Raw genomic sequence first — 22,702 nt, forward strand, 5'->3', positions numbered from 1 at the left:
CGCGACACGCCGTGAGTGCGTCGCATATACGACAAGTCGACGAGGGGGGCACACAGCTATGAACGAGAAGGGCAGCCGATGACGCTGGTGATGGGGGTCGACTCGTCGACGCAGTCCTGCAAGGTCGTGATCACGGATGCCGCGACCGGCGCCGTCGTGCGCGAGGGGCGCGCGTCGCATCCGGACGGCACCGAGGTGCACCCCGGAGCATGGTGGTCGGCGCTGCGCGCGGCGATCACGGATGCCGGCGGCCTCGCCGACGTCGAGGCGTGGGCGATCGGCGGCCAGCAGCACGGCATGGTGGCGCTGGATGCCGACGGGCACGTGATCCGCGATGCGCTGCTGTGGAACGACACCCGCTCGGCGGGGGCGGCGGCCGACCTGATCGCGGAGTTCGGCGCGGACGCCCTCGCTCAGCGCAGCGGCCTCGTGCCGGTCGCCTCCTTCACGATCACCAAGTTGCGCTGGCTGCGCGACAACGAGCCCGACAACGCCGCTCGCGTGGCGGCCGTCGCCCTTCCGCACGACTGGCTCACGTGGCGCCTGCGCGGCTTCGGACCCACGGGTGATTCGGCTCGCGGGCCCGTGCTCGACGAGCTCGTCACCGACCGGTCGGATGCCTCCGGCACCGGCTACTGGGACCCCGCCACCGGCGGCTACGACCGCGGCCTGCTGACGGCGGCGCTCGGGCACGACGCGATCCTGCCGCGCGTGCTGGGACCCGAGGAGTGGGTACAGGATCAGGACGGCCGCCGCGTCGGCGGCGGCGCCGGTGACAACGCGGGCGCCGCGCTCGGCCTCGGCGCAGGTCCCGGCGATGTCGTGATCTCGATCGGCACGAGCGGCACGGTCTTCGCCGTCAGCGAGCAGCGCACGATCGACCCGAGCGGCACGGTGGCGGGCTTCGCCGACTGCACCGGGCGGTTCCTGCCGCTCGTCGCGACGCTGAACGCGGCTCGAGTGCTCACCGCGATCGGCGGCCTCCTCGGCGTGAACCACGCCGAACTCAGCCGCCTGGCCCTGTCCGCCGGCCCGGGGGCGCGCGGCCTGACCCTGGTGCCCTACTTCGAGGGCGAACGCACGCCCAATCTGCCCGATGCGACGGCATCCCTCACCGGCATGACCCTCGCCTCCACCACGCGCGAGAATCTCGCCCGTGCGGCCGTGGAAGGGATGCTGAGCGGCCTCGGCGCGGGACTGGAAGCGCTCCGCGCCCTCGGCGTGCCCATCGAGCGCGCGCTGCTGATCGGCGGCGGAGCGCAGTCCGAGGCCGTGCGCGTCATCGCACCGCTCGTGCTCGGCGTGCCCGTCGAGGTGCCCGAGCCGGGGGAGTACGTCGCCCTCGGTGCGGCGCGGCAGGCGGCATCCGTCCTCGAGGTGTGACGGTCCCGCAAATGGCGATCCGGTTGCAGGGAGTCACCGCCCTTTTGCACGCCCGTCCGTCTCCTCAGCCACACCAGTACCGCCGCTCCCGACGACCGGCACGGATCACCCCGCGTCCGCCTCTCACAGGACCCTCGTAGACCCGGCCCGTACGGTCGGGAGCATGTCGCCACGCCTCGCCGATGCCACCGATGACGACCAGGTCACCTTCTCGACGCACCAGCTGCGCGCCATGGCCGACGAGATGCAGCGGTTCCTGCTCGAGTACCGCTTCGGCATGCAGGAGATCGAGACCAAGGTCGCGATCCTGCGCGACGAGTTCGCGCACATGCACGACTACAACCCGATCGAGCACGTCTCGAGCCGGGTGAAATCGCCCGACAGCCTGGTGGACAAGGTCGTGCGCAAGGGCATCGAGCCCGACTTCGCGTCGATCCGCCGCGAGATCACCGACGTCGCCGGAGTGCGCATCACCTGCAGCTTCACCACCGATGCCTACCGCCTGTTCGACCTGCTGACCGCGCAGGACGATGTGACCGTCGTCGCGGTGAAGGACTACATCGCCGCGCCGAAGGCGAACGGCTACAAGAGCCTGCACGCGATCGTCGAGGTGCCGGTCTTCCTCTCCACGGGCCGCGTCGCCGTGCCGGTCGAAGTGCAGTTCCGCACCATCGCCATGGATTTCTGGGCCAGCCTGGAGCACAAGATCTACTACAAATACGACCGCCAGGTTCCGGGTGAGCTGCTGGCGAGCCTGAAGGATGCCGCCGACACGGCCGCCGAACTCGACGAGCGCATGCAGCGCCTGCACCGCGAGCTGCACGGCCCGCGCGGGCGCACGGTCGCCGTTTAGCGCTCCGCCCGTCAGAATGGGCGGGTGACTCCTGCCGCCGACGAGCCCGCCTCCGGTGCCGACGCCGGGGCTGCGCTGGATGCGATCGCGCGAAAGCTCTACGCGCTCCCGCCCGAGGAGTTCACCGCGGCGCGCAACGCCCGTGCGGCGACGGCCGACCGCGCACTCGCCATGCGGATCAAGGCGCTCCGCAAGCCGACGGCCTCCGCGTGGGCCGTCGACCTGCTCGCCCGTGACGGCCAGCTCGCCGAGGCGCTCGAACTGTCCGAAGCGCTGCGCGAGGCGCAGGACGACCTCGACGGCGAGGAGCTGAAGAGCCTCAGCCGCCAGCGCCGCGCGCTCGTCGCCGCGCTCGCCGGACAGGCGGTCGATCTGGCGAAGACCCAGGGCGTGACGATCAGTGCCGCGGCACGGGAAGACGTCGAGAAGACGATCAACGCGGCGGTGATGGATGCGGCGGCCGCAGCAGCCGTCATGACCGCGCGCCTGGTCCGCCCGCTGGAGGCGTCGGGCTTCGACGCGGTCGACGTGTCGGACGCCGTCGGCGGAACGCTTCCCGGAGTGCCGGACGCTCCGGCGCCCAGCCGCGACGACCTCGCCGAGCGCCGTGCCCGAAAGGCGGCCGAGAAGGCGCTGCGCGAGGCGGAGCGCGCGGCCGGTGAGGCCGGCCGCGAGCTCGCGAAGATCGATGCCAAGCTCGAGAAGTCGCGGGAGCGCGGCGACCACCTGCGCGAGCGCATCGGCGACCTGCGCGCGGAGCTCGCGCGCTTCGAGGCGGATGCCGAGAAGGCGGATGCCGAGACCCGGCGGCTCGACGACGAACGAACGGATGCCGTGACCCGCGCGAAAGCCGCCGAACGCGATGCCGAGAAGGCACGGAAGGCCCTCGAGTAAGCCGCATTGCTGCCGCACCGCGGCGTCGAGTCGATACGGTGAACGCGTGGACCAGCTCGAGCCGACGCTTCTGATCATCCCGGTGCTCGCCGTGCTGGCTCCCCTGCTCGCGCGGGGCCTGCGGCGGGTCGTCCGGGTTCCGATCGTCGTGTTCGAGCTGATGCTCGGCATCCTCGTCGGCCCGTCACTGCTCGGATGGGCGGTGCCGTCGGACTTCATCGCGGCGCTGTCGGAGTTCGGCCTGGCGATGCTGTTCTTCGTCGCGGGGTCCGAGATCGAGTTCACCGTCTTCCGCGGCCGCAGCGGCCGGTCCGCCATCTTCGGGTGGCTCATCAGCCTGGCGGTCGGTGTCGGAATCACGTGGTTCTTCGCCCCCGGCGAGATCGCGATCGTGATCGGCATCGCGCTGTGCTCCACGGCCTTGGGCACCCTGCTGCCGATCCTGCGCGACACCGGCGAGCTGCACACGCCGTTCGGGCAGGCGGTGGGTGCGGTCGGCGCGGTGGGCGAGTTCGGTCCGCTCATCGCGATCTCGATCTTCCTCGGCGCGAGCAACCCCGGCATAGAGGCCGTCGTCCTCGTGCTCTTCGCCGTCGTCGCGGGGCTCGCCATCTGGCTGGCGTTCCGGATGCCGCGGGGCGCCATGCACCGCTTCGTCAACTCCACCCTGCACACGTCGGGGCAGTTCGCGGTCCGCGTGGTCTTCCTGATCCTCTCCGCCCTGGTCGCCCTGAGCATCGTGCTCGACCTGGACATGCTGCTGGGCGCCTTCACCGCCGGAATCGTGTGGCGACTGCTGATGCGCGATGCCAAGGAGTCCGACCGCAAGGCTGTCGAGAGCAAGGTCGAGGCCGTCGCGTTCGGATTCTTGGTGCCGGTCTTCTTCATCTACACGGGTGTCACGTTCGACCTGGCCGCCCTGCTCGCCGAGCCGCTCCTTTTCTTCATCGTGCTGCTGGTGCTGATCGCACTGCTGGTCGTGCGGGGTCTGCCCTCGATGCTGGCCGTGCCTGCCGGGGCCACCCGGCGTGACCGGCTCTCGATGGCCTTCTTCGGCGCGACCGGTCTGCCGATCATCGTCGCCGTCAGCGGGATCGGCGTGAGCGAGGGCGTGCTCGACACCTCGGATGCCGCCGTCCTCGTCGGGGCGGGCATGATCTCCGTTCTGCTGTACCCGCTGATCGCGATGACGATCCGCGGCGAGCGCAAGGCGCGGGTGACCGCGACCATCGAGGATGACCGCGCGTGAGCACCCGGGCTCTGCTCGATCGGGCTCGGACACGCCTGGCCGGGGCGCCGCGCGAAGCGCTGGGCGAGGTGATCGTCCCGCGGCGGGTGTTCGGAATCGGCCGCTCGCCGCGCATCGTCCGCCGCGGAGAGGCATGGCACCTGGGTGTGCTGCTGCTCACCAACGAGCACGTGCTGGCGACCGGCGACATCGTGCGGGCGCGGCAAGAGGCGCGGCGCGGATTCGCCGCCGAGTCGCAGCGGCAACGCGCCGAGCTGGCAGCCGCTGCGCGGCGGGGCGGGATCGCCGAGGGCGAAGTCGTGCACATCGGGTGGACGCTGCTGGATCCCGACGCGGTCGACGCGGGAGCGGCATCCGGCCCCTTCGCCCTTCGTGGCGGCGTGCCGAGCGTGCGATGGAGTGCGGCCGGCGGGTACATGCCGCTGGAGTCATACCTCGGCGAGCGGGTGGAGCTGCTGCTGAACCCGCCGGCGGGCGCTTAGATCAGCCGGGCCCGAAGGCCGCTGCGAAGGCGCGGATCAGCCGCACGGGTTCGGTGACGGATGCCGCGAGCACGCGGCCTGCGACGGTGTCGAAGTCGTTGGCCGGGAAGTACCCGTCGTCGCGGTACACCGCCATCCGCTCCGTGAAGGCGCGCGGGGTCGGCTCTGGGTGGAACTGGGTGGCGTACAGGCGTGTTCCGACGCGGTACGCCTGCACCGGGCACGCCTCGTTGGTGGCGAGAAGGGTCGCACCGGGCGGCACGCCCGCCGAGCCCTCCTTGTGTGCGGTCAAGGCGGTGAACCGGTGCGCGAGGCTCCCCAGCAGCGGGTCGCCCTTCCCTTCCGCGGTGAGATCGATGCCGACAGGTCCGGTGTCCTCGGGGTACCCGCGACTCACCTCGCCCCCGAGCAGGCGGGTGAGGACGCCGATGCTGTAGCACGTGAAGAGAGCGGCGCCGGGGGTCTCGGCATCCATCACTGCGCCGGCGATCTTCTCGAGATCGGCCTCGAGGCGGCGCTGCACCTCGGTCTTGCTCGACTCCGGGTCGGTGACGTTGAACGGGCTGCCGCCGATCAGGAATCCGCTGTAGCGCTCGAACGCAGCGGGTGGCAGGGGATCGCGGACGAGGTCGAGAGCGACCAGCCGGGACTCGTCGAGGCGAGCCGCCGCGCGGAAGGACTCGTACTCCGCGGCAGCAGCACCCTGCTGCGGGCGCACGCACACATAGAGCAGCGGCGCCGGGTTCATGGGGCGAGTTTAGTCGGCGTGTATCAGCAGGCACCTTTCGCGCTCCTCGAAGTGTGGACACAATGGGCGCTATGACGCACGAGGGGCCCGAGACCTCCGTCGACTCCGCCGAGCCGACGCGCTGGGCGAGGGCGGCTGCGCTGTTCCTGCGGTGGCGCGACGGTGACACGCGCGCGATGGACGAGCTGGTACGGCTGATGACGCCGCTGCTGTGGCATGTGGTGCGCGCCTACGGGCTCGATCGGGCGCTGGCCGAAGACGTCGTGCAGACGACGTGGCTGACGCTCGTGCGTCGTCACGAATCGATCACCGAGCCGCAGGCGGTCTCGGGGTGGCTGACCATGGTCGCCCGCCGCGAGGCATGGCGCGTCGGCAAGCTGCAGCGCAGGGCCGACCCGACCGAAGCCGAGAGCCTCGAACCGCATCTTCCCGCCCGGGAGTCCGCAGAGCAGACCGCCGCCACCGACGACGAATCCCGTCGGCTGTGGCTCGCCGTCGCTCAACTGAATGAACGGTGCCAGCGGCTGCTGCGCATCGTCGCATTCGAGGAGCGCCCCGACTACGCACGCATCGCCCAGGACATGGCGATGCCGATCGGCTCGATCGGGCCGACGCGTCAGCGCTGCCTCGGCAAACTCCGCTCGCTCCTCGAGGGCGACGGCTGGGGAGGGGATACCCATGGAGACTGAAGACTTCGCTGCGGATGCCGCATTGTTCGCACGAATGCGCGCCATGTGGGACGAGATCGATCCGGCGCCTGCCGACCTGGTCGACCGGATGGTCGCCGCGGTCGCGGTCGAGGACCTGTCGCGCGAGTACGCGCTGCTCACGCTCGTCTCGGCCGACCTTGCGGCAGTGCGCAGCGGTGAGACCGACGCTCTGACCCTGCAGTTCACGGACGGCGACACGAGCATCCTCTTGCACGTGACGGCCCCCGAGGACCGTCAGCGCCGTATCGACGGATGGGTGGATGCCGCGGCCCTGGCCGTGAAGCTGGTCCAGGGAGACCGCGAGTGGAGCGCCGAACTGGGCGCCCATGGCCGCTTCGCCTTCGAAGACGTCAAGCCCGGAGTCTCGCGCATCCGCATGGTCGTCCGCGATGAGGCGGGCGAGATCCGCGAATTCCAGACCCCCCAGTTCGAAGTGTGATCGATCGCGGGGTCGCCGGGACTCCCGGTCGTTCGCCGCGCTCAATGAGGAGAGACGATGACTGACGATCCGATCCGCCGCCCCCCGCTTCCGCGCCGTCCGCCGGACCAGCCGTGGTGGGAGCGCACTGATGCCGCCCGGCCGCTCGGCGTGCGACTCGAGCCGACCCAGGCCGACGGCCGAGGACGTTCCGCTGTGCAGCCGACCGGCTACGCGCCCGACCATCTGCTGATCAGCGCCGTCGAACAGCTCGCGCCCATCCGGCGGATCCTCGAGGCAGCTGCTGTGCATTTCGGTTGGAGTGTTCGGATAACCCAACGCCTCGGCGGTGATGAGCTGACCGATGAGGAGGTCGAATCCGCTCAGGCGAGCGCTCGGACGGACCGGGAACAGGATCGTGTCCCGCCCCTGTACCGGGCCGTCATCGTCGCCGACCCGAAGGAGGGCGTCGACGACGAGCCCGTTGCGGTGATCGACGCGTGGCGTCTTCTTCAGGAGGCACGAATCGAAGCACGCGACGACTCCGAGTTGAAGGAGCTTCCTCGCGGGGTGGGGCTCGACCACATCATGTCGATCGGGCCATTTCCGAGGACCAACCCGTTCTCTCGCACCAACCCGTTTCCGCGGACCAACCCGTTCCCGCGCACGAATGCTCCTGGGCCGGACGGCTACGCCGAGCCCGGAAGTGGTGGTCGTCAGGCGATCGGCTTCGTCGGCGCGGCGCCCCACGGTGAATGGGACACATCCGACGGGGGCCGTCGCCCCATCGTCGCAGTCATGGACACGGGGTGCGGGAGTCACCCGTGGCTGGACGGGCATGTGCTGCCTGACCCGGTGACGAAGTACGGTCCGATCGGTCTCACAGACCCCGCGACGGATCCTGAAGTCTACGGTGACCAGGCCGGCCCCTACGACGGCTTCCTCGATGATGCAGCGGGACACGGCACCTTCATCGCCGGCATCATCCGTCAACGATGCCCTGAGGCGCAGATCCTCTCCATCCGCGTCGCGGACAGTGAGGGCCTGGTGCTGGAGGGCGAGTTCCTCGACACCGTCCGGCTTTTCGTCGCGTGGGTCCGCGGAGACGGCGACAAGCCGCATCCGGTCGACGTCCTCAACCTTTCACTGGGCTACTACCACGAGACCCCACGGGACATCCTCTTCGATGACGCGATGAGCCTGCTTCTGGTGGAGGCGAGACGACTCGGCTGCGCCGTCGTGTGCTCGGCCGGAAACGACTCGACCGATCGCCCGGCGTTCCCTGCCGCGCTCTGGGCGTACCCCGGCGCGGAGTACGCCGTGCTCGATCCGGGCGACATCGCACCCCACGTCTCCGTGGGCGCGCTGAATCCGGATAATCGCACCGTCGCCTTGTTCAGCAATATCGGCAGTTGGGTGAAGACCTATGCGCCCGGATCGTCCGTGCTCAGCATCTCACCCGCATTCGAAGGCGCCGTCCAGGCCGGCACGAAGGATGACGTTCGCATCCGCGGCGACTTACTCCCTCGTGCTTCCATCGATCCGGACGACTTCACGGGTGGGTTCGCCGTGTGGAGCGGCACATCTTTCGCGGCCCCGTACGTCGCGGGCGCGATTGCCCATCGCTTCGCCCAGGCCCTCGGCGCGCAGGCCCTCGCAGGTGGCACTGAGGAGCGCTGCAAAGTACTTCGCGCCGCCGCCCATGACGTGATCGGCTTGCTGCGCATCACCGCCCCTGTTTCGCCGACGACCGCCTGACCTGCCGCATCGGCGCTATGAGGAGACCAGATGAGTGACCTTCCCCCCGATGATCCTGCCCGCGGATCCGCGTCCGGAGACGCGGGCGACTGGCGGCGTCGATACGATGCCGCTCGCGCCCAGGGCGTCCCTCTCGATCCGACCAGTGAGCCGGTTCGCGGTGTCAGCGCGTACCCGACCGCCTACGCCCCTGATCACCTGTTGCTGACCTCTGGCGATGATGTGGAGCGCGTACTCCGGCTCCTCCGGCCGGCGGCAGCGGATTTCGGCTGGGGTGTCGAGCTGCACAATCTCGACGGCACGCCGGTCGAACCTGATATGGCGGTCGATCGTGCGCGCCGCGGTCGAGAGCGCTTCGATCTGCCCACGATCTACCGAGTTGCCATCTTCCCCAACCCCAGCCCGGATCGCGATGACCAGCCCGTACCGCCCATCGACGCCTGGCGTCTGCTGCAGCGTGCCCGTGCTCGGTTCGGGAAGGACATCAGCGGGGTGAGCCTGGATCACGTCCTCACGGTCGACCCGTTCGGCAGGACGAACCCGTTCGGCCGCACCAATCCGTTCGGCCGAACGAATCCGTTCGGCCGCACCAACCCGTTCGGCAGGACGAACGCGCCCGGTATCGACAGCTACGAGGCGGCTGGTGGGGGTGGCCGTCAGGTGATCCAGTACGTGGGGCCCGCTCCTACCCGGGGTAAGGCGATCGCCGCAGAGGGGCGACGCCCCGTCGTTGCGGTGCTCGACACCGGCTGCGGTGAGCACTCATGGCTCCCGGCGGAGATCGTCACCACGAGCCCGGTCGTCGACGGGGTCATCCTCGGGATCCACGACGCCGCAACCGATCCTGAAGCGCTCGGCGACGTCTCCGGCTCATTCGACGGTGAATTGGATGCGTCGGCGGGACACGGCACCTTCATCGCCGGAATCATTCGTCAGGTCTGCCCAGAAGCAGACATCGTGGCAGTTCGCGTCGCCGACAGTCAGGGCACGCTGCTCGAGGGTGACTTCATGTACGCGGTCCGCACACTGGTCAAGTGGATGCTGCTGCCGCCGGACGAAGGCGGTCGTCGCATCGACGTGCTGAACCTTTCACTGGGGTACTACCACGAGACCCCCGAGGACGAGCTGTTCGACCGCACCCTCAGCGAGCTGCTCGCCGTGGCTCGCAGCCAGGGATGTGCGATCGTGTGCTCCGCGGGCAACGAGGCGACGGACCGGCCGACCTTTCCTGCTGCGCTGTGGAACTGGCCAGGATCGGATTTCGTCGTCGACGACCCGCGGGATGCCGCCCCTCACGTAGCTGTCGGCGCGCTCAATCCGAACGGCACAGTTGCCTTGTTCAGCAACATCGGCGCGTGGGTGCACACCTACGCACCCGGCGCGGCAGTCCTGAGCACGTCTCCGCCCCTCAATGGCGGGGTGCAGGCCGGAAGTCGAGCCGACCGGCTCGGCATGCGGCGGGAGACGATCGACCCCGACGATTTCAGCGGCGGTTTCGCACTCTGGAGTGGGACCTCATTCGCGGCACCCTACGTCGCGGGCAGGCTCGCTCGGGCCTTGGCGGATCAGCTGACTGAATCGGATCTCACGCCGACTGATTGCAATCAGATCCTGCGCGAGGCGAGCAGAGACGTCATCGAAGAGCTGGACCGCCGGGTGGTCCGAGCAGGCTGAATCCGGCTTCCGCGCAGACCGCGGTCAGGCGGGCCATGATGGGAGAGTGGCGCGATCGGCCGAGGAGCTTCATGCAGAGGGCGTGCGCCTCGCGAACGAGGGGCGACACGCTGCGGCGAATCGGCTGCTGCTCGCCGCAGAGGCGCTGACCGACGACGTCAACGTGCGTGCGCGGGTGGCTGGAACGCTCGGGTACATCAAGTCGAGGACCGGCGATCCGGCCGAGGGTGAGCGCTTGTGCGTTGCGGCCATGGAACTGCCGGGGATCGATTCGCGGACATATGGACTCCTCGCGGGCCAGCTCGGCTCCCTCGCCGAGCAGGCCGGCAGATTCGACGACTCAGAACGATGGCTGAGCCGGGGCATCGCGGCGCTCGGAGAGGATTCCGAAGAAACGGCCAATTTGCTGGTCAACCGGAGCCTGGTCAACATGCGTCGCCTTCGACTGGCCGCTGCCGGCGAGGATGCGGCCCGGGCGGCTTCGATTTTCGGAACACTCGGACAGCCGGTCGCCCAGGCGCAGACCGTCCATAACGAGGGCTACATGGCGCTGCTGGGCGGCGATCTGATCACGGCGATCCGAGACATGTCTGTCGCCCGCGTCACGCTGGCGGAGGTGTCGCCCGCCTTCGCCGCAGTCTGCGATGTCGACCGAGCAGAGGTGCTGAGAGACGCGGGCCACACGATCGAGGCGGAGCGCATCCTCGCAGAGGCGGCAGCCGTCTTCGGCAGACAGCGCATGGTGCAGTCCCGAGCCGAGGCCGAGTTCCAGCTCGCGCGCTCGCTGCTCGCCCATGATTCGTCACGCGCGCGGCCGGTCGCCGCGCGGGCATCCAAACGCTTCCGCACGATCGGCAGCGAGTCGTGGGCCCTCCGTGCCGACGCCGTTCGCATGCGCGCGGAACTCAGCGGCGGTCAGGTGCTGCGCGGTGGGTTCCACGCTGCCCGGCCTCGCTCGGTGCCGGCGCGCGAAGATGTGGAGACGACCTCACGGGGGCTCGAGGCGGCCGGATTCGGCAGCGAGGCAGCCGCGCTGCGGATGACGCATGAGCTCTGGCGGGCGCGGCAGCGCTTGACGGAGGACGGCGCCGGACGCATCATCCGGGTTCCGCACACCGCGTCGATGGAGGTTCGGCTGCTCGCGCACGAGGCGCGTGCGGCGCGTGCGGCGGCCCGCGGCCGCCACACGGAAGCCCGCCGTCATGCCGCCGCCGGTCTGGATGAACTCACGGTGTGGTTGGGGGATTTCGGCAGCCTCGACCTGCAGACCTCCGCCGTCATGCAGGGGAACGGACTCATCGGGGCGGGCCTGGACTCCGCCGTTCGATCGGGTCGCCCCGACGTCGTGTTCGAGTGGTCCGAGCGGGCGCGCCACATGAACTCGCAGGTCGTCCCGCTGCGGCCGCCTCCGGATGAGCAGCTGGCCGTCGACCTCGCCGAGCTGCGGATCCTCCGCAGCGAGGGCGGCGAATGGCAGGCCGGCCCACGCGCTAAAGAACTGCGTGAGCGGGTTCGCGAGCGGCAGTGGTCCACGACGGGTTCGGCGGCGGTCCAGCCCCGTGCCGGGCTCGAAGAGCTGCGCACCGCGTTGGACGAACAGACCGCGCTGCTTTCGTACGTCTTCTCCGGCGATTCGCTGACCGTGCTGGTCGTGACCCCGAGGCGGGTGGAGCTGATCCCTGTGCCGGGCTGGCGAAGCATCCGCAACTCGGTGCCGGGACTTCGCGCCGACCTCGACATGGCGGCGACCGTCCGCGGGCGGATGGGCGAAGTCGTCCGGCGCTCTCTGGAGGACCGACTGGCATCGCTGTCGCGGCAGCTTCTCGACCGCGCGGTCGAGTTGGCGGACGCTCGCCGCTTCGTGATCACCGTCCCCGGCGTCCTGGGCGGGATCCCGTGGTCGATGCTGCCCGGCCTGCGCGGAAAGGTCTTCACCCTCGCGGTGTCCGCCTCCCGATGGGTCAGCCTGCGCGGTGCGGTCGGAGCTGCGCACACGGCGGGCTTCGCCGTCGGCCCCCGCGTCGCGCGCGCGAGCGAAGAAGTGGACGTGGCAGCCGGCGCTTGGCGGGAACGCATCGTTCTCGACCACCCGACGGTCGATGAGGTGACCGGGCTCGCCGCCCGGGTCGACGTGCTGCACGTCGCCGCCCACGGGCGTCATTCCTCGGACACTCCGATGTTCTCCGGTCTCGAACTGGCTGATGGTCCGCTGTTCGGATACGACATCGACAGGATGTCGACCGTTCCGGCCACGGTGGTGCTGTCGGCCTGCGAGGCAGGCCGCTCATCCGTGCGATGGGGCGAGGAGGCCGTGGGGATGACGAGGTCCTGGCTGCATGCGGGCAGCCGCTGCGTCATCGCCGCGCCGGTCATCGTGGCCGACGACGATGCGTGCGAGTTGCTCGGCGCGATGCACGAGGGCCTCGCCGCGGGTCAAGCCCCGGCCGAAGCCCTGGCGGCGGCATCCGCGCGCACGGGGATCGTCGCGCCGTTCCAAGCGCACGGATCGGGTTTCTGAAACTTCTCCGTAGAGCATGTATCAGGACCGGCAGTGCCCCCTCCTCACACATGGAACAGCTCAGCAGCTCGGCACCGGGGGGTACCGAACACTGGGGGCAGGAGATCCGAGGGGCGCGATCGGGGCGCGCGGATCACCTGGGCTGTTCTCCGGGGGATGTCGCAGAGACCCAGGTCCGCGACATCCCCCGACTCGTGTGCGCCGCTATCCCGCGAAGTGGGCGAGCATCCTTGCGACGACGTCGGCTCGAGCGGCATCCGAGTCGAGCTGCTCGAGCCCGAAGCCGAACAGCAGCGTGTCGGGCGTGGCGGTGACGGCGATGACTTCGCCCAGGCCGTCGTCCAGCGCGAAACGGCTCGTGTTCGACGGACTGCCGGCCGGCGGGTCGAGGATCTCCCACGTGACGAAGCCGTCCTCGAAGCCGTCGGCGCCGGTGGGTTCGCCGCCGACGAGCAGCTTCGTGTCATCGACGATGAAGCCGGCGCCGCCGGTGGCCGGGTCGCTGACGTAGCTGATGACCACCTCGACACTGTCGCCGGCGTAGGCGCTGAGATCGAAGGCGACGTCAACCCACCCGCCGGAGGACCCGGTGAACGCATTCCACTCACCCGTCGTGCCGGTCGGAAGGCACGGATCGCCGAGCTCGAGGTAGTGCTCGAGCTGCGGGTGCTCTTCGATGTAGAAGCCCGCCTCGCACTCCGCCGGCACCGTCGTGCTCGTGTGGCCGTTCAGATCCGGAAGCGTGGTCCAGTTCTCGGAGCCCACCGTGTGCGCCTCGACGATGACGTTGTCGTATCCCTCTTCGGTGTCGTAGGCGAATTGAGCCGCGAAGGTGGGAATCTCGGCCGCGGACACACCCGTGAGGTCGAAGGTGCGGCCCAGGCGCTGATAGCTGTCGTCGATGTGCCCCGCCGCAGCCGCCTGCACACCCTCGGCGGCGGTGATCCTGCCCGTCACCCCGGTGTAGTCCGCCGCTGCCCAGCTCTCGAACTGCGGGAACTCGGCAACCGGCAGGCGTGTGCTGGTCGGCGTGAAGGCGCCCACTTCGTCAGACGGATTGTCGACGGTCGCCGGACCGCCGAACAGCGCTTCGAACCCGTCCAACGGGTCGGCGGTGCCGACGAGGCCCTCAGCGGTGAAGGCGGTGCGATCGTAGGCGCCCATCCAATACTGCGTGAAGTCGTCCGCCAGAAGCAGGCAGTCCGCGCGCGGGTCGGCGGTGACGGCGCACTCCTGCTCGGGGTGGCCATTCAGACCGTAGTAGATGCCGCCGTAGTCGCTCCCGACCAGTCCGTAGTAGCCCGCCGTCTCACCCGCATACGCAAGTTTGCCGCCCTCGTTCAGGTAGTCGCGCATGGCCATGGTGAGGTACTGCTGGCGCTCGGCCACCGCGAGGTCGGGGTACTCGGCGCTGCCGAACTGGATGAACTCGTCCTCGGGATCCTGCGTCAACCGGTTGTCGCCGAGATACCAGAGCACCGCGTCGTAGTGGCCCAGCACGCCGAGGTCGTGCGGCACACCCTGTGCGTCGACATCCCACACGTCCGGGGTCACGCCGTTGGCCAGAAGCGCGGCGACGTGCGCGTCGACGTACTTCGGGCCGGTCGTGCCGGCCGGATACGTCGGGTTCACGCCGGTGTAATCCTCGTTCGCCACGATGAGGACGGAGTTCCCGGTGTCCTGCGCGACCTCGTAGGTGAAGTGCTCGCTCGCGACCGGGCCTGCCTTCTGCCCCTTCGGCACATCCTTACCGGTGGCCGTGCCCGTGAACCACACTTCCACGCTGTCACCGGCTTTCGTCCCCGTCACCACGCCGCGGTACTCCGCGTAGTAGTCCACGTTCTCGAAGCCGTAGCGCTCGCCGCCACCCCACTCCGACACGTCCGTCGTGACGGCCTTCCCTCCGTTGACGGAGTACGTCATCTTCTTCGCCTTCAACGCCCGCTTCGCCCACACCGCCACCGTCTGGGGGTCGCCGTAGGACACCGCGAACGAGTCGACGCGGAAGTTCGCGGTGTCGCGGTCGACGACCGAGACCGGATCGTCGGGGTCGAGCGCCGATTCCGCGGTCGCCAGTGCGAAGGGGACGTTCTTCTCGAACTCGGCCTGAATCAGATTCTCGTCGTCGGGGAAGTCGAAGCCGAGATACTGGCAGTCGTCCTCGGTCCACTCATCGTCCTCAACCGATGCGACAGCCTCCTCGCACGTCGACATCTCGGGCGTGAAGCCGAGCGTGCCGTGCGCCTCCTGCATGTGCGAGTCGAGGTCGCCGTTGGTCACGTACAGCTCCGCCGAGATGTCGGGGTCGTACCCGGGGACTGCCGGGTCCTCGTCGTCCCCGGCCATCGCCTCGTAGATCACGTCATCCGGTGACGGCGTCGCGACCTGCCAGCCAATGCCGTACAGCAGCAGCTCGGCGGCCGAGTGGTAGTTGATCATGAACTGAGGCGTGATCGCGCCGAACAGCTGGTCGAGCGCCTGCGTCTCGGGTTCGGATGCCGGGGACGGTCCGCGGTACGTGTCACTGGCCGGGCTGGGTGAGGAGCCCTCGTTGTCGTAGCCCCAGCGGGTCGCCGAGTTGCGATTGAGGTCCACGCCGTCGTCCACCCCGATCTGGCCGTCGCCGTCGTTGTCGCGCAGGTTCTTGCGCCAGAGGCGCTGTCCGTCCTCGAACGTGTAGTCGTAGCCGTCGGGGTTCGCGACCGGGACGAACCACAGCTCGGTGTCATCGACCAGGTGGGTGATGCGATCGTCGGTGCCGTAGTCGGTCACATAGAGGTCCAGCAGACGACGCACCATCTCGGGCGTGATCCATTCGCGGGCATGCTGCGCGGCGACGTAGACCGTCGTCGGCTTCTTGCCGTCCTTGGCCTTCTTCACGTTCTTGGTGACGCGCACCGCGCCGATGTCCTGGCCCTGGGTCGTTTGGCCGATGACTCGGAACTCGGCGATGTCGGGGTGCGCGGCGGCCTGTGCCATCAGCTCGCTCAGGATGCCTCCGTCGCCGCCGTACATGCGGAACACACCGTCGGTCTGCTTCATGGCGCGACGCTGCGCCGAGGGGTCAGCTTGAATCTGCAGTTCGGCCCCCTGCGCGGCCAGAGCGTCGACCTGGGCACCGCTCAGGATGACCTGCACACCGAAGGTACCGTCTGCGGCAGGTGCCGTGACGATCTCACCGCGGTCGACGCCGAGCTCCACGATCGCGGCGTAACCTGCGGCATCCACCGTCCCCGAGTACACCGCGAGGTGATCATCGCCGCTCGGCGTGGGTGGACTGGCCACGCTCGGTGCGGCGGCGAGGCCGGTGAAGACGAGGGCGGCGACGGTGGCGATGGCGAGCTTGCGGAACATCTCTACTCCCTTGTAGCGACTCCGATCGAGGCGATGCTCGATGAGATCGACGCGGGCAGCCGCCCGCGGCCGAACGATCCTCATCCTGGCCTCGCGCTCGGAGGCGGTCAACCCCACCTCGCGGAAGGATCCGGCGTCAGCGCGATGAATTCGGGGTGCGGCCGCGGACGATGCCCACGAAGGCGTCGACGGATGCCGTCGTCCGCTCGGTCTGCCACGCCAGAGCGACCGTCGACACAGCCACGTCACGCAGGGGCCGGTACGCGGTGTCCTTTCGGCGGTGCAGGCGTGCCAGCGACATCGGCACGATGACGATCCCGACGCCCGCGGCGACGGTCGCGATCGCCTGTTCGGTGTCTTCGGGCGGCGCGAAGGATGGGGCGACCGTGCCGGCGACGGTAAGGCCGAGAACGTCGTCCTGCGGCACGATCAGCACCTCGCCGACCAGGTCTCCGAGGTCGAGTTCGTCGACGGCGGTGAGGTGCGAGTCGGCCGAGGCGACCACGACCGCGGTCTCGTCGTACAACGCGATCACGCTCAGCCCGGTCCTGTCGAGCGGCAGCCGCACGAGCGCGGCATCCACCCCCTCGTCGAACAGCGCAGATCGCTGGGCGGCGACGGCGATCGGTCGCAGCTCGAGCCGGGTCTGCGGCATCCGCTCGTTCCACGCGTCGATCCAGCCGCCGGGAGTCGCGCCGGGGATCGCGCCGAGGACGAACACCTCGGGCATCGGCTTCGGGGCGAGCTCCTCCGGGGCTGCGGCCTTCTTCTTCAGAGCTGCAGACTTCGCGGGGCGCTTCGTCGCGGCATCCCGCTGCGCGCGGCCCGGCCCACCGGAGGGGCGACGGGGTCCACCGCGTGACCCGCCGCTCTTCGCCATGCCGCCAGCGTAGCCGGGGCGATATGGTTCGCTCATGATCGCCGTCATCGCCACCGTCATCGCCGCCCTCGCCGCGCTCCTGCACGTCTACATCTTCGTGATGGAGAGCGTGCAGTGGACGCAGCCCAGGGTCTGGAAGCGCTTCGGCGTTGCCGACCAGGCCGCAGCCGACACGACCAAGCCGATGGCGTACAACCAGGGCTTCTACAACCTGTTCCTGGCGATCGGAACCGTGATCGGGCTGGTGCTCTACTGGTCGGGCGCCGAGGAGACGCCGCTGCGGATCGCCGGTCTCACGCTCGTGCTGTTCAGTCTCGGCTCGATGCTCGCGGCATCCCTCGTGCTGGTGACCAGCGGGAGCAGGTACCTGCGGCCGGCGCTGATCCAGGGGACGCTGCCGCTGCTGGGCTTCGTGCTGTTCCTGTTCGCCTGACCCAAGTCAGCACGCCCCCCACAGGCCGCGTCCCGCGGCGGAGGCTTCGGCCTCGAGCGCGCGGAACAGGGCCTCGTGCAGGGTGTTCGGCGCGAAGACCATGACCCCGCCGTCGCCCTGGGCGATCAGCTGGGCGTTCACGAACGTCCCGTCAGCCGTCCAGAGGTACAGCAGATGGCGACCGTACTGATCGCGCACCTCTTGATCGGCCACTGCCCAGAGCGTGGCGCCGGGCGGCAGCAGATCGGTCAGGCTTGTCGTCGCCTCCGTGCCCCAGCACTCGAGATCGGGTGAGATCTCGGGGGTGTCGAGCCCGATGAGGCGCACGCGCGTCGACTCGGTATCCGTGACCACGGCATTCGGGGCGGCGACGCGGGCGCGCAGGGTGTCGCCGTCATGCACGCTTTCGACGGTCATCTCGAACGCATCCGACGGGATGCCGGGCATCGCCGCCGCCGTCGGCCCGGCTACCGGTGCCGGGCGCACGGTCTCGCGCGGGACGAACCACCAGATCGCGACCGCGACGGCGGCCAGCAGCAGGATGCCGACCGCGGCGCGTCTGATCACCCTCAGAGCCTAGGTCGCGGGGGCGACAGCCCCGCGAATCTCAGGCAGCCAGGCGCAGCCCGCGACGGTCGGTCGCGACGCGCTCGCCGTCACCCACGGTCTCGTCGTCGCCGATGAGGGATCCGACAGCGACGCGAGCGCCGGTGCCGATGTAGGTGCGAACGCCGATCTTCGCTCCCGCGCCGATCGCCGCGCCGGAGCCGATGTGGGCGTGGGGAGCGATGTCAGCCTCGGGGCCGATCACGGCGTCCGACTCCACCCAGACTCCTCGTCCGACGTGTGCATTGGCGGCGATCTGAACGCCGGGCTCGACATAGGCGCCCGCTTCCACGATCGCGCTGGGGTGGACCTTCGCGCCGTGCGCGATCAATCCTCGACCGTTCGTGTGCTTGCGATAGCGCAGCGATTCCCCACGGTCGTTCTCGATGTCGACGTAGTTCTTTCCCACGATCCCCTCCAGCGGCCCATTGGTGCCGAGTACAGGAATAACCTGTCCCTTCACCAATTCATTCCCGCGCATCGGTCCATTTGGATGCATGCGCGTGCAACGAATATTCGCGGCGGAGGGAGGATCGGATTCCCCGGGGAGGGGAAACTTCCCTACGTCGGTCTCAGACCGTTGCATACAGCTTGCGAATCGTCTCCCGCAGCGTGCGAGACGGTTGACATCGTCGTCCCCGCCTGGAGAATGCCCCCGCCGTGCCGGCACAGCTCAGAAGGGCGGTGGATCGCCGTCCCGTGCCGGTCGTGGTTCTGGAAGGCGGTCGCGGGTCGGGACGAAGCGCAGGGTCGCAGGGATGTGGTCGTCGTGCACGCGGCCGGTGGGACTGGTCCATCGGAGTCTGCCGCCGCCGACTTGTTCGACCCGCCACGGTGAGGAGTGTTTCAGCACGTGGTGTCTGCGGCACAGGTTCGCGAGATTCTCGACGCTCGTCGAACCACCGTAGGCAGCGTCGAAGGTGTGGTCGGCGTCGCAGCGCCAGGGTTTCATGGTGCAGCCGGGGAACCTGCAGCGCTCATCGCGGAGGTCGACGAAGCGCCGCAACTCCGGGGAGGGCCGGTAGCGCGAGACGGCGACCGGGGCTCCGGTGGCGATGTCCACCATCAGCACGTTCCACGCGGGAGCGTTCGCCATGAGGCAGCGGACCAAGCCGGTGTCGACCGGCCCATAGCCGCTCAGCAGTGCCGGTTCCTCGTCGAGGCCGGCAGCGGTGCGGAGAGGGATGGTGATATTGACGTGCCCGCGGATGCCGGTGAGCACGTCCCCGGCCGCATCGTGGTGGCCGGTGGGAGTGGAGGTGAGAAGCAGGTCGGCGAACACATCCGCGCGGATCTCGCCAAGCGTCCGCGGCGGTTCGGCATCCCCCGCGGGGTCGTCTTCCGACCGCTGGGCGTCTTGGGCCGTGCGGGCGAATTCGTTGAGGCGGTCCATGATCCCGTGCACGAGAGGGGCGGGCAGATCAGCGAGCAAGCGCGCCATCCCGTCGTCGAGATCGATCGCGCGCACGTCGCGCCCGCGGAGGGCGGCCGTGCGCCGCCGTGCAGATGCTTCCGGGTCGATCCGCGCGGCGATGACCCGAGCGATCTCGCGCATCCGTCCTGCGGATTCCACCTCCGCCACCGCCAGCACCAGCCACTCGTACTCTTCCCGGGCGGCGTCGTCGGCCAGGACCACCCCCTCATCGAGGATCGTCATCACGTGCTGACGGTCAACACGTCCCTGCCGCCACGCGTCGAACGTCGCGGCGAATCGCGTCACCAGGGTGTGCGCATCGTCGATCCGCCGCTGCACCGTCCGGTCACCGACGCGCATCGCTGCGCCCAGCTCTGCCGAGACTTCTCGAAGCGGCAGGTCGTTGCCGAACACCACGCCCTGCGCACGACGCTCGCCTGAGCGGGCCTCCACCAGGTCGACCGCGCGGGCCAGCACCGCCGCCTCGTGCGCCTGCGCCGCGGCGACCGCCGCACGGGCCTGCTGCACCTCGTCGACCAAAGCTCCCAGCTCGCGCCAGACTCCCGGCGCATCACTCGACTCTGCTCCGTAACCCATCTGCACATCCGTCGATCGGGCGCCCCGACCGAACGGGACGACTCACGGTGTTGCGCTTTATGGGCACTGCGCGACTTCTGCGACTAGAATAGCACAAATATTCGAATGTGGCAAGCAAATCTAACCCGGCAAGTACACCTTCCGCAGTGTCTCGTGCACGGTCCAGACCGTCTGCATTCCTGCTGCGAGCCGCGCGACCGACCCGGCACGCAGTTCGATCGACGGCAGCGCCGGATCGATGAACTCGACCGTCGCCACGCCCGAAAGCGCCACGAACAGCTCATCCTCCTCGACGTCGCGCATCGCGCCCGGCGTCATCTCCCACACGCCGGTCGTCTCGTCGATCTCGTGGATGCCGGTGGTCGGCGATCCGGCGACCACCTTGTCGGCGGGCACCGGCTGATGCACGAGCACCAGGGCCGCGGCATCCGTCAGCGCTCCCGTAGGAATGGTCACGAGTCGAACCCCAGCCCGAGTGCGTCGAGCGTCTTGAGCAGCACGTTGCGCCGCCCGCGGTTGTGGTCGGCACGATCGAGCGACCACCGCGTCGCATTGATGCCCAGGGCGGCGGCGGGCTCCGGCGGGAACGGCAGCGGACGTTCGCGCACCATGCGCAGCGATGTGCGCTCGGTGGCGGCGCCCTCGAGCAGGTCGAGCATCACCTCGCCCGCGAAGCGCGTGGCGGCGACGCCGAGGCCGGTGAACCCCGCCGCGTAGGCCACCTTGCCGTCGCGCGCGCTGCCGTAGAAGGCGCAGAAGCGCGAGCACGTGTCGATCGCCCCGGCCCAGCGGTGGGTGAAGCGCAGCCCTTCGAGCTGCGGGAACATCGTGAAGAAGTGGCTTGCGAGCTTGCGGAACGACTCCGGCCGGTTCTCGTACTCGGCACGGACGCGTCCGCCGTAGTGGTACACCGCGTCGTAGCCGCCGAACAGGATGCGCCCGTCGGCGCTCTGGCGGAAGTAATGGAACTGATTCGCCAGGTCGCTGATGCCCTGGCGCTGGTCCCACCCGATCGCGCTGCGCTGCTGCGCGCTCAGCGGCTCGGTCATCAGCACGTAGTCGTACACGGGCACCGTCTGAAGCAGGTTGCGTCGCAGCAGGGACGGGAACACGTTCGTCGCGAGCACCGCCTTGCGAGCGGTGATGCGACCGCCGTCGGTGACCACCGCGACGCCAGGCCCGTCGGTATCGATGCGGCGTACCGGCGAGTGCTCGAAGATCTCGATGCCGCGCTCCTCGGCGGCGGCGGCCAGGCCCGCAGCCAGCCTGCCGGGGTGGACGAGGGCGTTCGTGTGCGTCTCGAAAACCGCGCCGAGATAGGCGGGCGAGGCGACGGACGCCTGCGTCTGCGCGCGGTCGAGACGCACGACGCCCGCCTCGCCGCGGGCGGCGGCATCCTCTGCCCAGTCGTCGAGCCACTCGAGCTGGTGCGGCTCGGTCGCCACCGCGAGCGCGCCCACGCGCTCCCACTCCGCATCGACGCCCCACTCGGCGATGTCGGCGCCCATCGCGTCGAGGTTGGCGAGACCGAGTTCGTCGAGCCGGTAGATCTCTTCGGGCCAGCGGCTGAGGCCGTTGTCGCGGCCGTGCGTGAGGCTGGCCTCGCAGAATCCGCCGTTGCGACCGGATGCCGCCCAGCCGACGGTCTTGGCTTCGACGATCGCGATGCGAGCGTCGGGGTCGCGTCGGCGAGCGAGCAGCGCGGTCCACAGGCCGGTGTAGCCGCCGCCGACGATCACCAGATCCGCCTCCCGGTCGCCGCGAAGCGCGGGCCGGCCCGGTCGTTCGGGCAGGTCGTCGAGCCAGAAGACGCTCTGGCGCGTCTCGGCCAGACTGCGCTGGATGACGGATGCTGCCGGCCGCTGTCGTTCGAAGACGGTCGTGCCCACGGGTATCACTTCCCTGTCGCTGTGTTGCCCCCATCCTCGCGCGAAACCCGGCTCGCCGCGGTCACGTCTGGCAGCTAGGACACCAGAACGTGTTGCGCTCGCGAGTGGGATCGGCGCCGAGCGAACCCTCGCGGATGATCGTGCCGCAGCGCCGGCAGGGCCGTCCCTCGCGCCCGTACACCCACGTGGAGCGCCCCGGTCGGGAATCCCCGGTGAACGTGCGACCGCTGCGGTCTCGATTGGCCCGCAGCATGCGCGCTCCCAGATCGATCACCGCCGCCGCGTCCGTCTCGGAGGCAGGAGTGGTGGGAAGGATGCCGCGGACGAAGAGGATCTCGTTGGCGAACTCGTTGCCGAACCCCGCGATGTTGCGCTGGTCCAGCAGGGCGACGTGCGCCGGCCGGTCGTCGGCCCCGAACCGGCGGGCGGCTTCGGCCGCATCCCAGCCCGGCCCCAACGGGTCCGGTCCCAAGTGGCCGACGAGCTGGTCCTCGGCACGGGTCGGCACGACCTTGATATCCGCGAGATCGAACCCCACGGTGTCCCACTCGGCGTTGCAGACCACGGCGCGCGCCTTGAAACCGGGTTGGCGCCAGCGGCCGCCGTGCGGATACACGTGCCACTCGCCCTCCATCTTGAGGTGGGAGTGAAGCGTCCATTCGCCGATGCGATGGAGGATGTGCTTTCCGCGCGGCACGACCTCGCGCACGATCGAGCCGGTGAGGTCGATCGTGGCGGCCTGCGGCACGCGCAATTCGAAGCGCGTCAGCACGGAGCCCGCGAGCACCTCGTTCAATCGCTGGGCGGCTCGATAGACGGTGTCGCCCTCAGGCATCGATGGG

General features: G+C 69.5%; 20 protein-coding genes. 11 read left to right on the forward strand and 9 right to left on the reverse strand.

Going from position 1 to position 22,702, the window contains the following annotated elements; translation table 11 throughout:
- Positions 1–78 precede the first annotated feature (78 nt).
- The 5 genes from RWQ91_RS10020 to RWQ91_RS10040 all read left to right on the forward strand — a co-directional run bounded on the left by RWQ91_RS10020 (position 79) and on the right by RWQ91_RS10040 (position 4,861).
- A complete protein-coding gene (locus RWQ91_RS10020) occupies positions 79–1,383 on the forward strand; it encodes an FGGY family carbohydrate kinase (protein ID WP_314505574.1) in 1,305 nt (434 codons plus the stop codon).
- A 163-nt stretch (positions 1,384–1,546) separates the two neighbouring features.
- Positions 1,547–2,236, forward strand: coding sequence for a GTP pyrophosphokinase family protein (locus RWQ91_RS10025; protein WP_314505575.1), 690 nt, complete (start codon positions 1,547–1,549; stop codon positions 2,234–2,236).
- A 24-nt stretch (positions 2,237–2,260) separates the two neighbouring features.
- Positions 2,261–3,130, forward strand: coding sequence for a transposase (locus tag RWQ91_RS10030; RefSeq protein WP_314505578.1), 870 nt, complete (start codon positions 2,261–2,263; stop codon positions 3,128–3,130).
- 46 nt (positions 3,131–3,176) lie between these two features.
- Complete coding sequence (locus RWQ91_RS10035) at positions 3,177–4,379, forward strand: cation:proton antiporter (RefSeq protein ID WP_314505580.1); 1,203 nt, start codon at positions 3,177–3,179, stop codon at positions 4,377–4,379.
- Positions 4,376–4,861: a glutaminase gene (locus RWQ91_RS10040; protein ID WP_314505583.1), complete on the forward strand. Its 486-nt coding sequence runs from the start codon at positions 4,376–4,378 to the stop codon at positions 4,859–4,861. Before RWQ91_RS10035 ends, RWQ91_RS10040 begins: the two co-directional genes overlap by 4 nt.
- A gap of 1 nt (position 4,862) precedes the next feature.
- On the opposite strand, the gene RWQ91_RS10045 is transcribed toward RWQ91_RS10040, so the two are convergent.
- A complete protein-coding gene (locus RWQ91_RS10045; protein WP_314505584.1) occupies positions 4,863–5,609 on the reverse strand; it encodes a GMP synthase in 747 nt (248 codons plus the stop codon).
- A gap of 71 nt (positions 5,610–5,680) precedes the next feature.
- On the opposite strand from RWQ91_RS10045, the gene RWQ91_RS10050 reads away from it, so the two are divergent.
- The 5 genes from RWQ91_RS10050 to RWQ91_RS10070 are packed head-to-tail and all read left to right on the forward strand — an operon-like array spanning position 5,681 to position 12,687.
- Positions 5,681–6,298 (forward strand): sigma-70 family RNA polymerase sigma factor, encoded by a 618-nt coding sequence (locus RWQ91_RS10050; protein ID WP_314505586.1) that lies wholly within the window; start codon positions 5,681–5,683, stop codon positions 6,296–6,298.
- Positions 6,288–6,758 carry a hypothetical protein gene (locus tag RWQ91_RS10055; RefSeq protein ID WP_314505587.1) on the forward strand — a complete coding sequence of 157 codons (471 nt, stop codon included), beginning with the start codon at positions 6,288–6,290 and terminating at the stop codon, positions 6,756–6,758. The genes RWQ91_RS10050 and RWQ91_RS10055 overlap by 11 nt, the downstream gene beginning before the upstream one ends.
- Before the next feature lie 57 nt (positions 6,759–6,815).
- On the forward strand, positions 6,816–8,495 hold the full coding sequence (locus tag RWQ91_RS10060) for a S8/S53 family peptidase (RefSeq protein ID WP_314505590.1): 1,680 nt from the start codon (positions 6,816–6,818) through the stop codon (positions 8,493–8,495).
- Positions 8,496–8,525: 30 nt separating this feature from the next.
- Entirely contained in the window at positions 8,526–10,169 is a 1,644-nt protein-coding gene (locus RWQ91_RS10065) for a S8/S53 family peptidase (protein WP_314505593.1), read from the forward strand.
- 46 nt (positions 10,170–10,215) lie between these two features.
- Entirely contained in the window at positions 10,216–12,687 is a 2,472-nt protein-coding gene (locus tag RWQ91_RS10070; RefSeq protein WP_314505594.1) for a CHAT domain-containing protein, read from the forward strand.
- Between the two features lie 204 nt (positions 12,688–12,891).
- On the opposite strand, the gene RWQ91_RS10075 is transcribed toward RWQ91_RS10070, so the two are convergent.
- Together RWQ91_RS10075 and RWQ91_RS10080 are read right to left on the reverse strand one after the other, a co-directional pair.
- Positions 12,892–16,041: a M14 family zinc carboxypeptidase gene (locus RWQ91_RS10075; RefSeq protein WP_314505597.1), complete on the reverse strand. Its 3,150-nt coding sequence runs from the start codon at positions 16,039–16,041 to the stop codon at positions 12,892–12,894.
- Positions 16,042–16,177: 136 nt separating this feature from the next.
- Positions 16,178–16,921 carry a LysR family substrate-binding domain-containing protein gene (locus RWQ91_RS10080; RefSeq protein WP_314505599.1) on the reverse strand — a complete coding sequence of 248 codons (744 nt, stop codon included), beginning with the start codon at positions 16,919–16,921 and terminating at the stop codon, positions 16,178–16,180.
- A 34-nt stretch (positions 16,922–16,955) separates the two neighbouring features.
- Here RWQ91_RS10080 and RWQ91_RS10085 point away from each other — a divergent pair, with 34 nt between their 5' ends.
- Complete coding sequence (locus RWQ91_RS10085; protein WP_314505600.1) at positions 16,956–17,354, forward strand: DUF1304 domain-containing protein; 399 nt, start codon at positions 16,956–16,958, stop codon at positions 17,352–17,354.
- A 6-nt stretch (positions 17,355–17,360) separates the two neighbouring features.
- Here the strand turns inward: RWQ91_RS10085 and RWQ91_RS10090 are convergent, their stop codons facing one another.
- The 6 genes from RWQ91_RS10090 to RWQ91_RS10115 form a co-directional block, all read right to left on the reverse strand.
- Complete coding sequence (locus tag RWQ91_RS10090) at positions 17,361–17,921, reverse strand: thermonuclease family protein (RefSeq protein ID WP_314505603.1); 561 nt, start codon at positions 17,919–17,921, stop codon at positions 17,361–17,363.
- Positions 17,922–17,961: 40 nt separating this feature from the next.
- Positions 17,962–18,369, reverse strand: coding sequence for a transferase (locus tag RWQ91_RS10095; protein WP_314505606.1), 408 nt, complete (start codon positions 18,367–18,369; stop codon positions 17,962–17,964).
- 264 nt (positions 18,370–18,633) lie between these two features.
- Positions 18,634–19,971: a DUF222 domain-containing protein gene (locus RWQ91_RS10100; RefSeq protein WP_314505608.1), complete on the reverse strand. Its 1,338-nt coding sequence runs from the start codon at positions 19,969–19,971 to the stop codon at positions 18,634–18,636.
- A gap of 120 nt (positions 19,972–20,091) precedes the next feature.
- Positions 20,092–20,427 carry a cupin domain-containing protein gene (locus tag RWQ91_RS10105; RefSeq protein WP_314505610.1) on the reverse strand — a complete coding sequence of 112 codons (336 nt, stop codon included), beginning with the start codon at positions 20,425–20,427 and terminating at the stop codon, positions 20,092–20,094.
- Positions 20,424–21,860, reverse strand: coding sequence for an FAD-dependent oxidoreductase (locus RWQ91_RS10110; RefSeq protein WP_314505613.1), 1,437 nt, complete (start codon positions 21,858–21,860; stop codon positions 20,424–20,426). Before RWQ91_RS10110 ends, RWQ91_RS10105 begins: the two co-directional genes overlap by 4 nt.
- Before the next feature lie 61 nt (positions 21,861–21,921).
- Positions 21,922–22,695, reverse strand: coding sequence for a DNA-formamidopyrimidine glycosylase family protein (locus RWQ91_RS10115; protein WP_314505616.1), 774 nt, complete (start codon positions 22,693–22,695; stop codon positions 21,922–21,924).
- Between the last annotated feature and the right edge of the window lie 7 nt (positions 22,696–22,702).

Origin of the sequence: uncultured Microbacterium sp., from assembly GCF_963524805.1 — a bacterium.
Classification (GTDB): Bacteria; Actinomycetota; Actinomycetes; order Actinomycetales; family Microbacteriaceae; genus Microbacterium.

Excerpts from the sequence above, each read along its gene's own strand:
- RWQ91_RS10055 (WP_314505587.1), top strand. The coding sequence starts at position 6,288 with ATGGAGACTGAAGACTTCGCTGCGGATGCCGCATTGTTCGCACGAATG.
- RWQ91_RS10020 (WP_314505574.1), top strand. The coding sequence starts at position 79 with ATGACGCTGGTGATGGGGGTCGACTCGTCGACGCAGTCCTGCAAGGTC.
- RWQ91_RS10050 (WP_314505586.1), top strand. The coding sequence starts at position 5,681 with ATGACGCACGAGGGGCCCGAGACCTCCGTCGACTCCGCCGAGCCGACG.
- RWQ91_RS10065 (WP_314505593.1), top strand. The coding sequence starts at position 8,526 with ATGAGTGACCTTCCCCCCGATGATCCTGCCCGCGGATCCGCGTCCGGA.
- RWQ91_RS10100 (WP_314505608.1), bottom strand. The coding sequence starts at position 19,971 with ATGGGTTACGGAGCAGAGTCGAGTGATGCGCCGGGAGTCTGGCGCGAG.
- RWQ91_RS10080 (WP_314505599.1), bottom strand. The coding sequence starts at position 16,921 with ATGGCGAAGAGCGGCGGGTCACGCGGTGGACCCCGTCGCCCCTCCGGT.
- RWQ91_RS10085 (WP_314505600.1), top strand. The coding sequence starts at position 16,956 with ATGATCGCCGTCATCGCCACCGTCATCGCCGCCCTCGCCGCGCTCCTG.
- RWQ91_RS10045 (WP_314505584.1), bottom strand. The coding sequence starts at position 5,609 with ATGAACCCGGCGCCGCTGCTCTATGTGTGCGTGCGCCCGCAGCAGGGT.
- RWQ91_RS10075 (WP_314505597.1), bottom strand. The coding sequence starts at position 16,041 with ATGTTCCGCAAGCTCGCCATCGCCACCGTCGCCGCCCTCGTCTTCACC.
- RWQ91_RS10060 (WP_314505590.1), top strand. The coding sequence starts at position 6,816 with ATGACTGACGATCCGATCCGCCGCCCCCCGCTTCCGCGCCGTCCGCCG.
- RWQ91_RS10025 (WP_314505575.1), top strand. The coding sequence starts at position 1,547 with ATGTCGCCACGCCTCGCCGATGCCACCGATGACGACCAGGTCACCTTC.
- RWQ91_RS10115 (WP_314505616.1), bottom strand. The coding sequence starts at position 22,695 with ATGCCTGAGGGCGACACCGTCTATCGAGCCGCCCAGCGATTGAACGAG.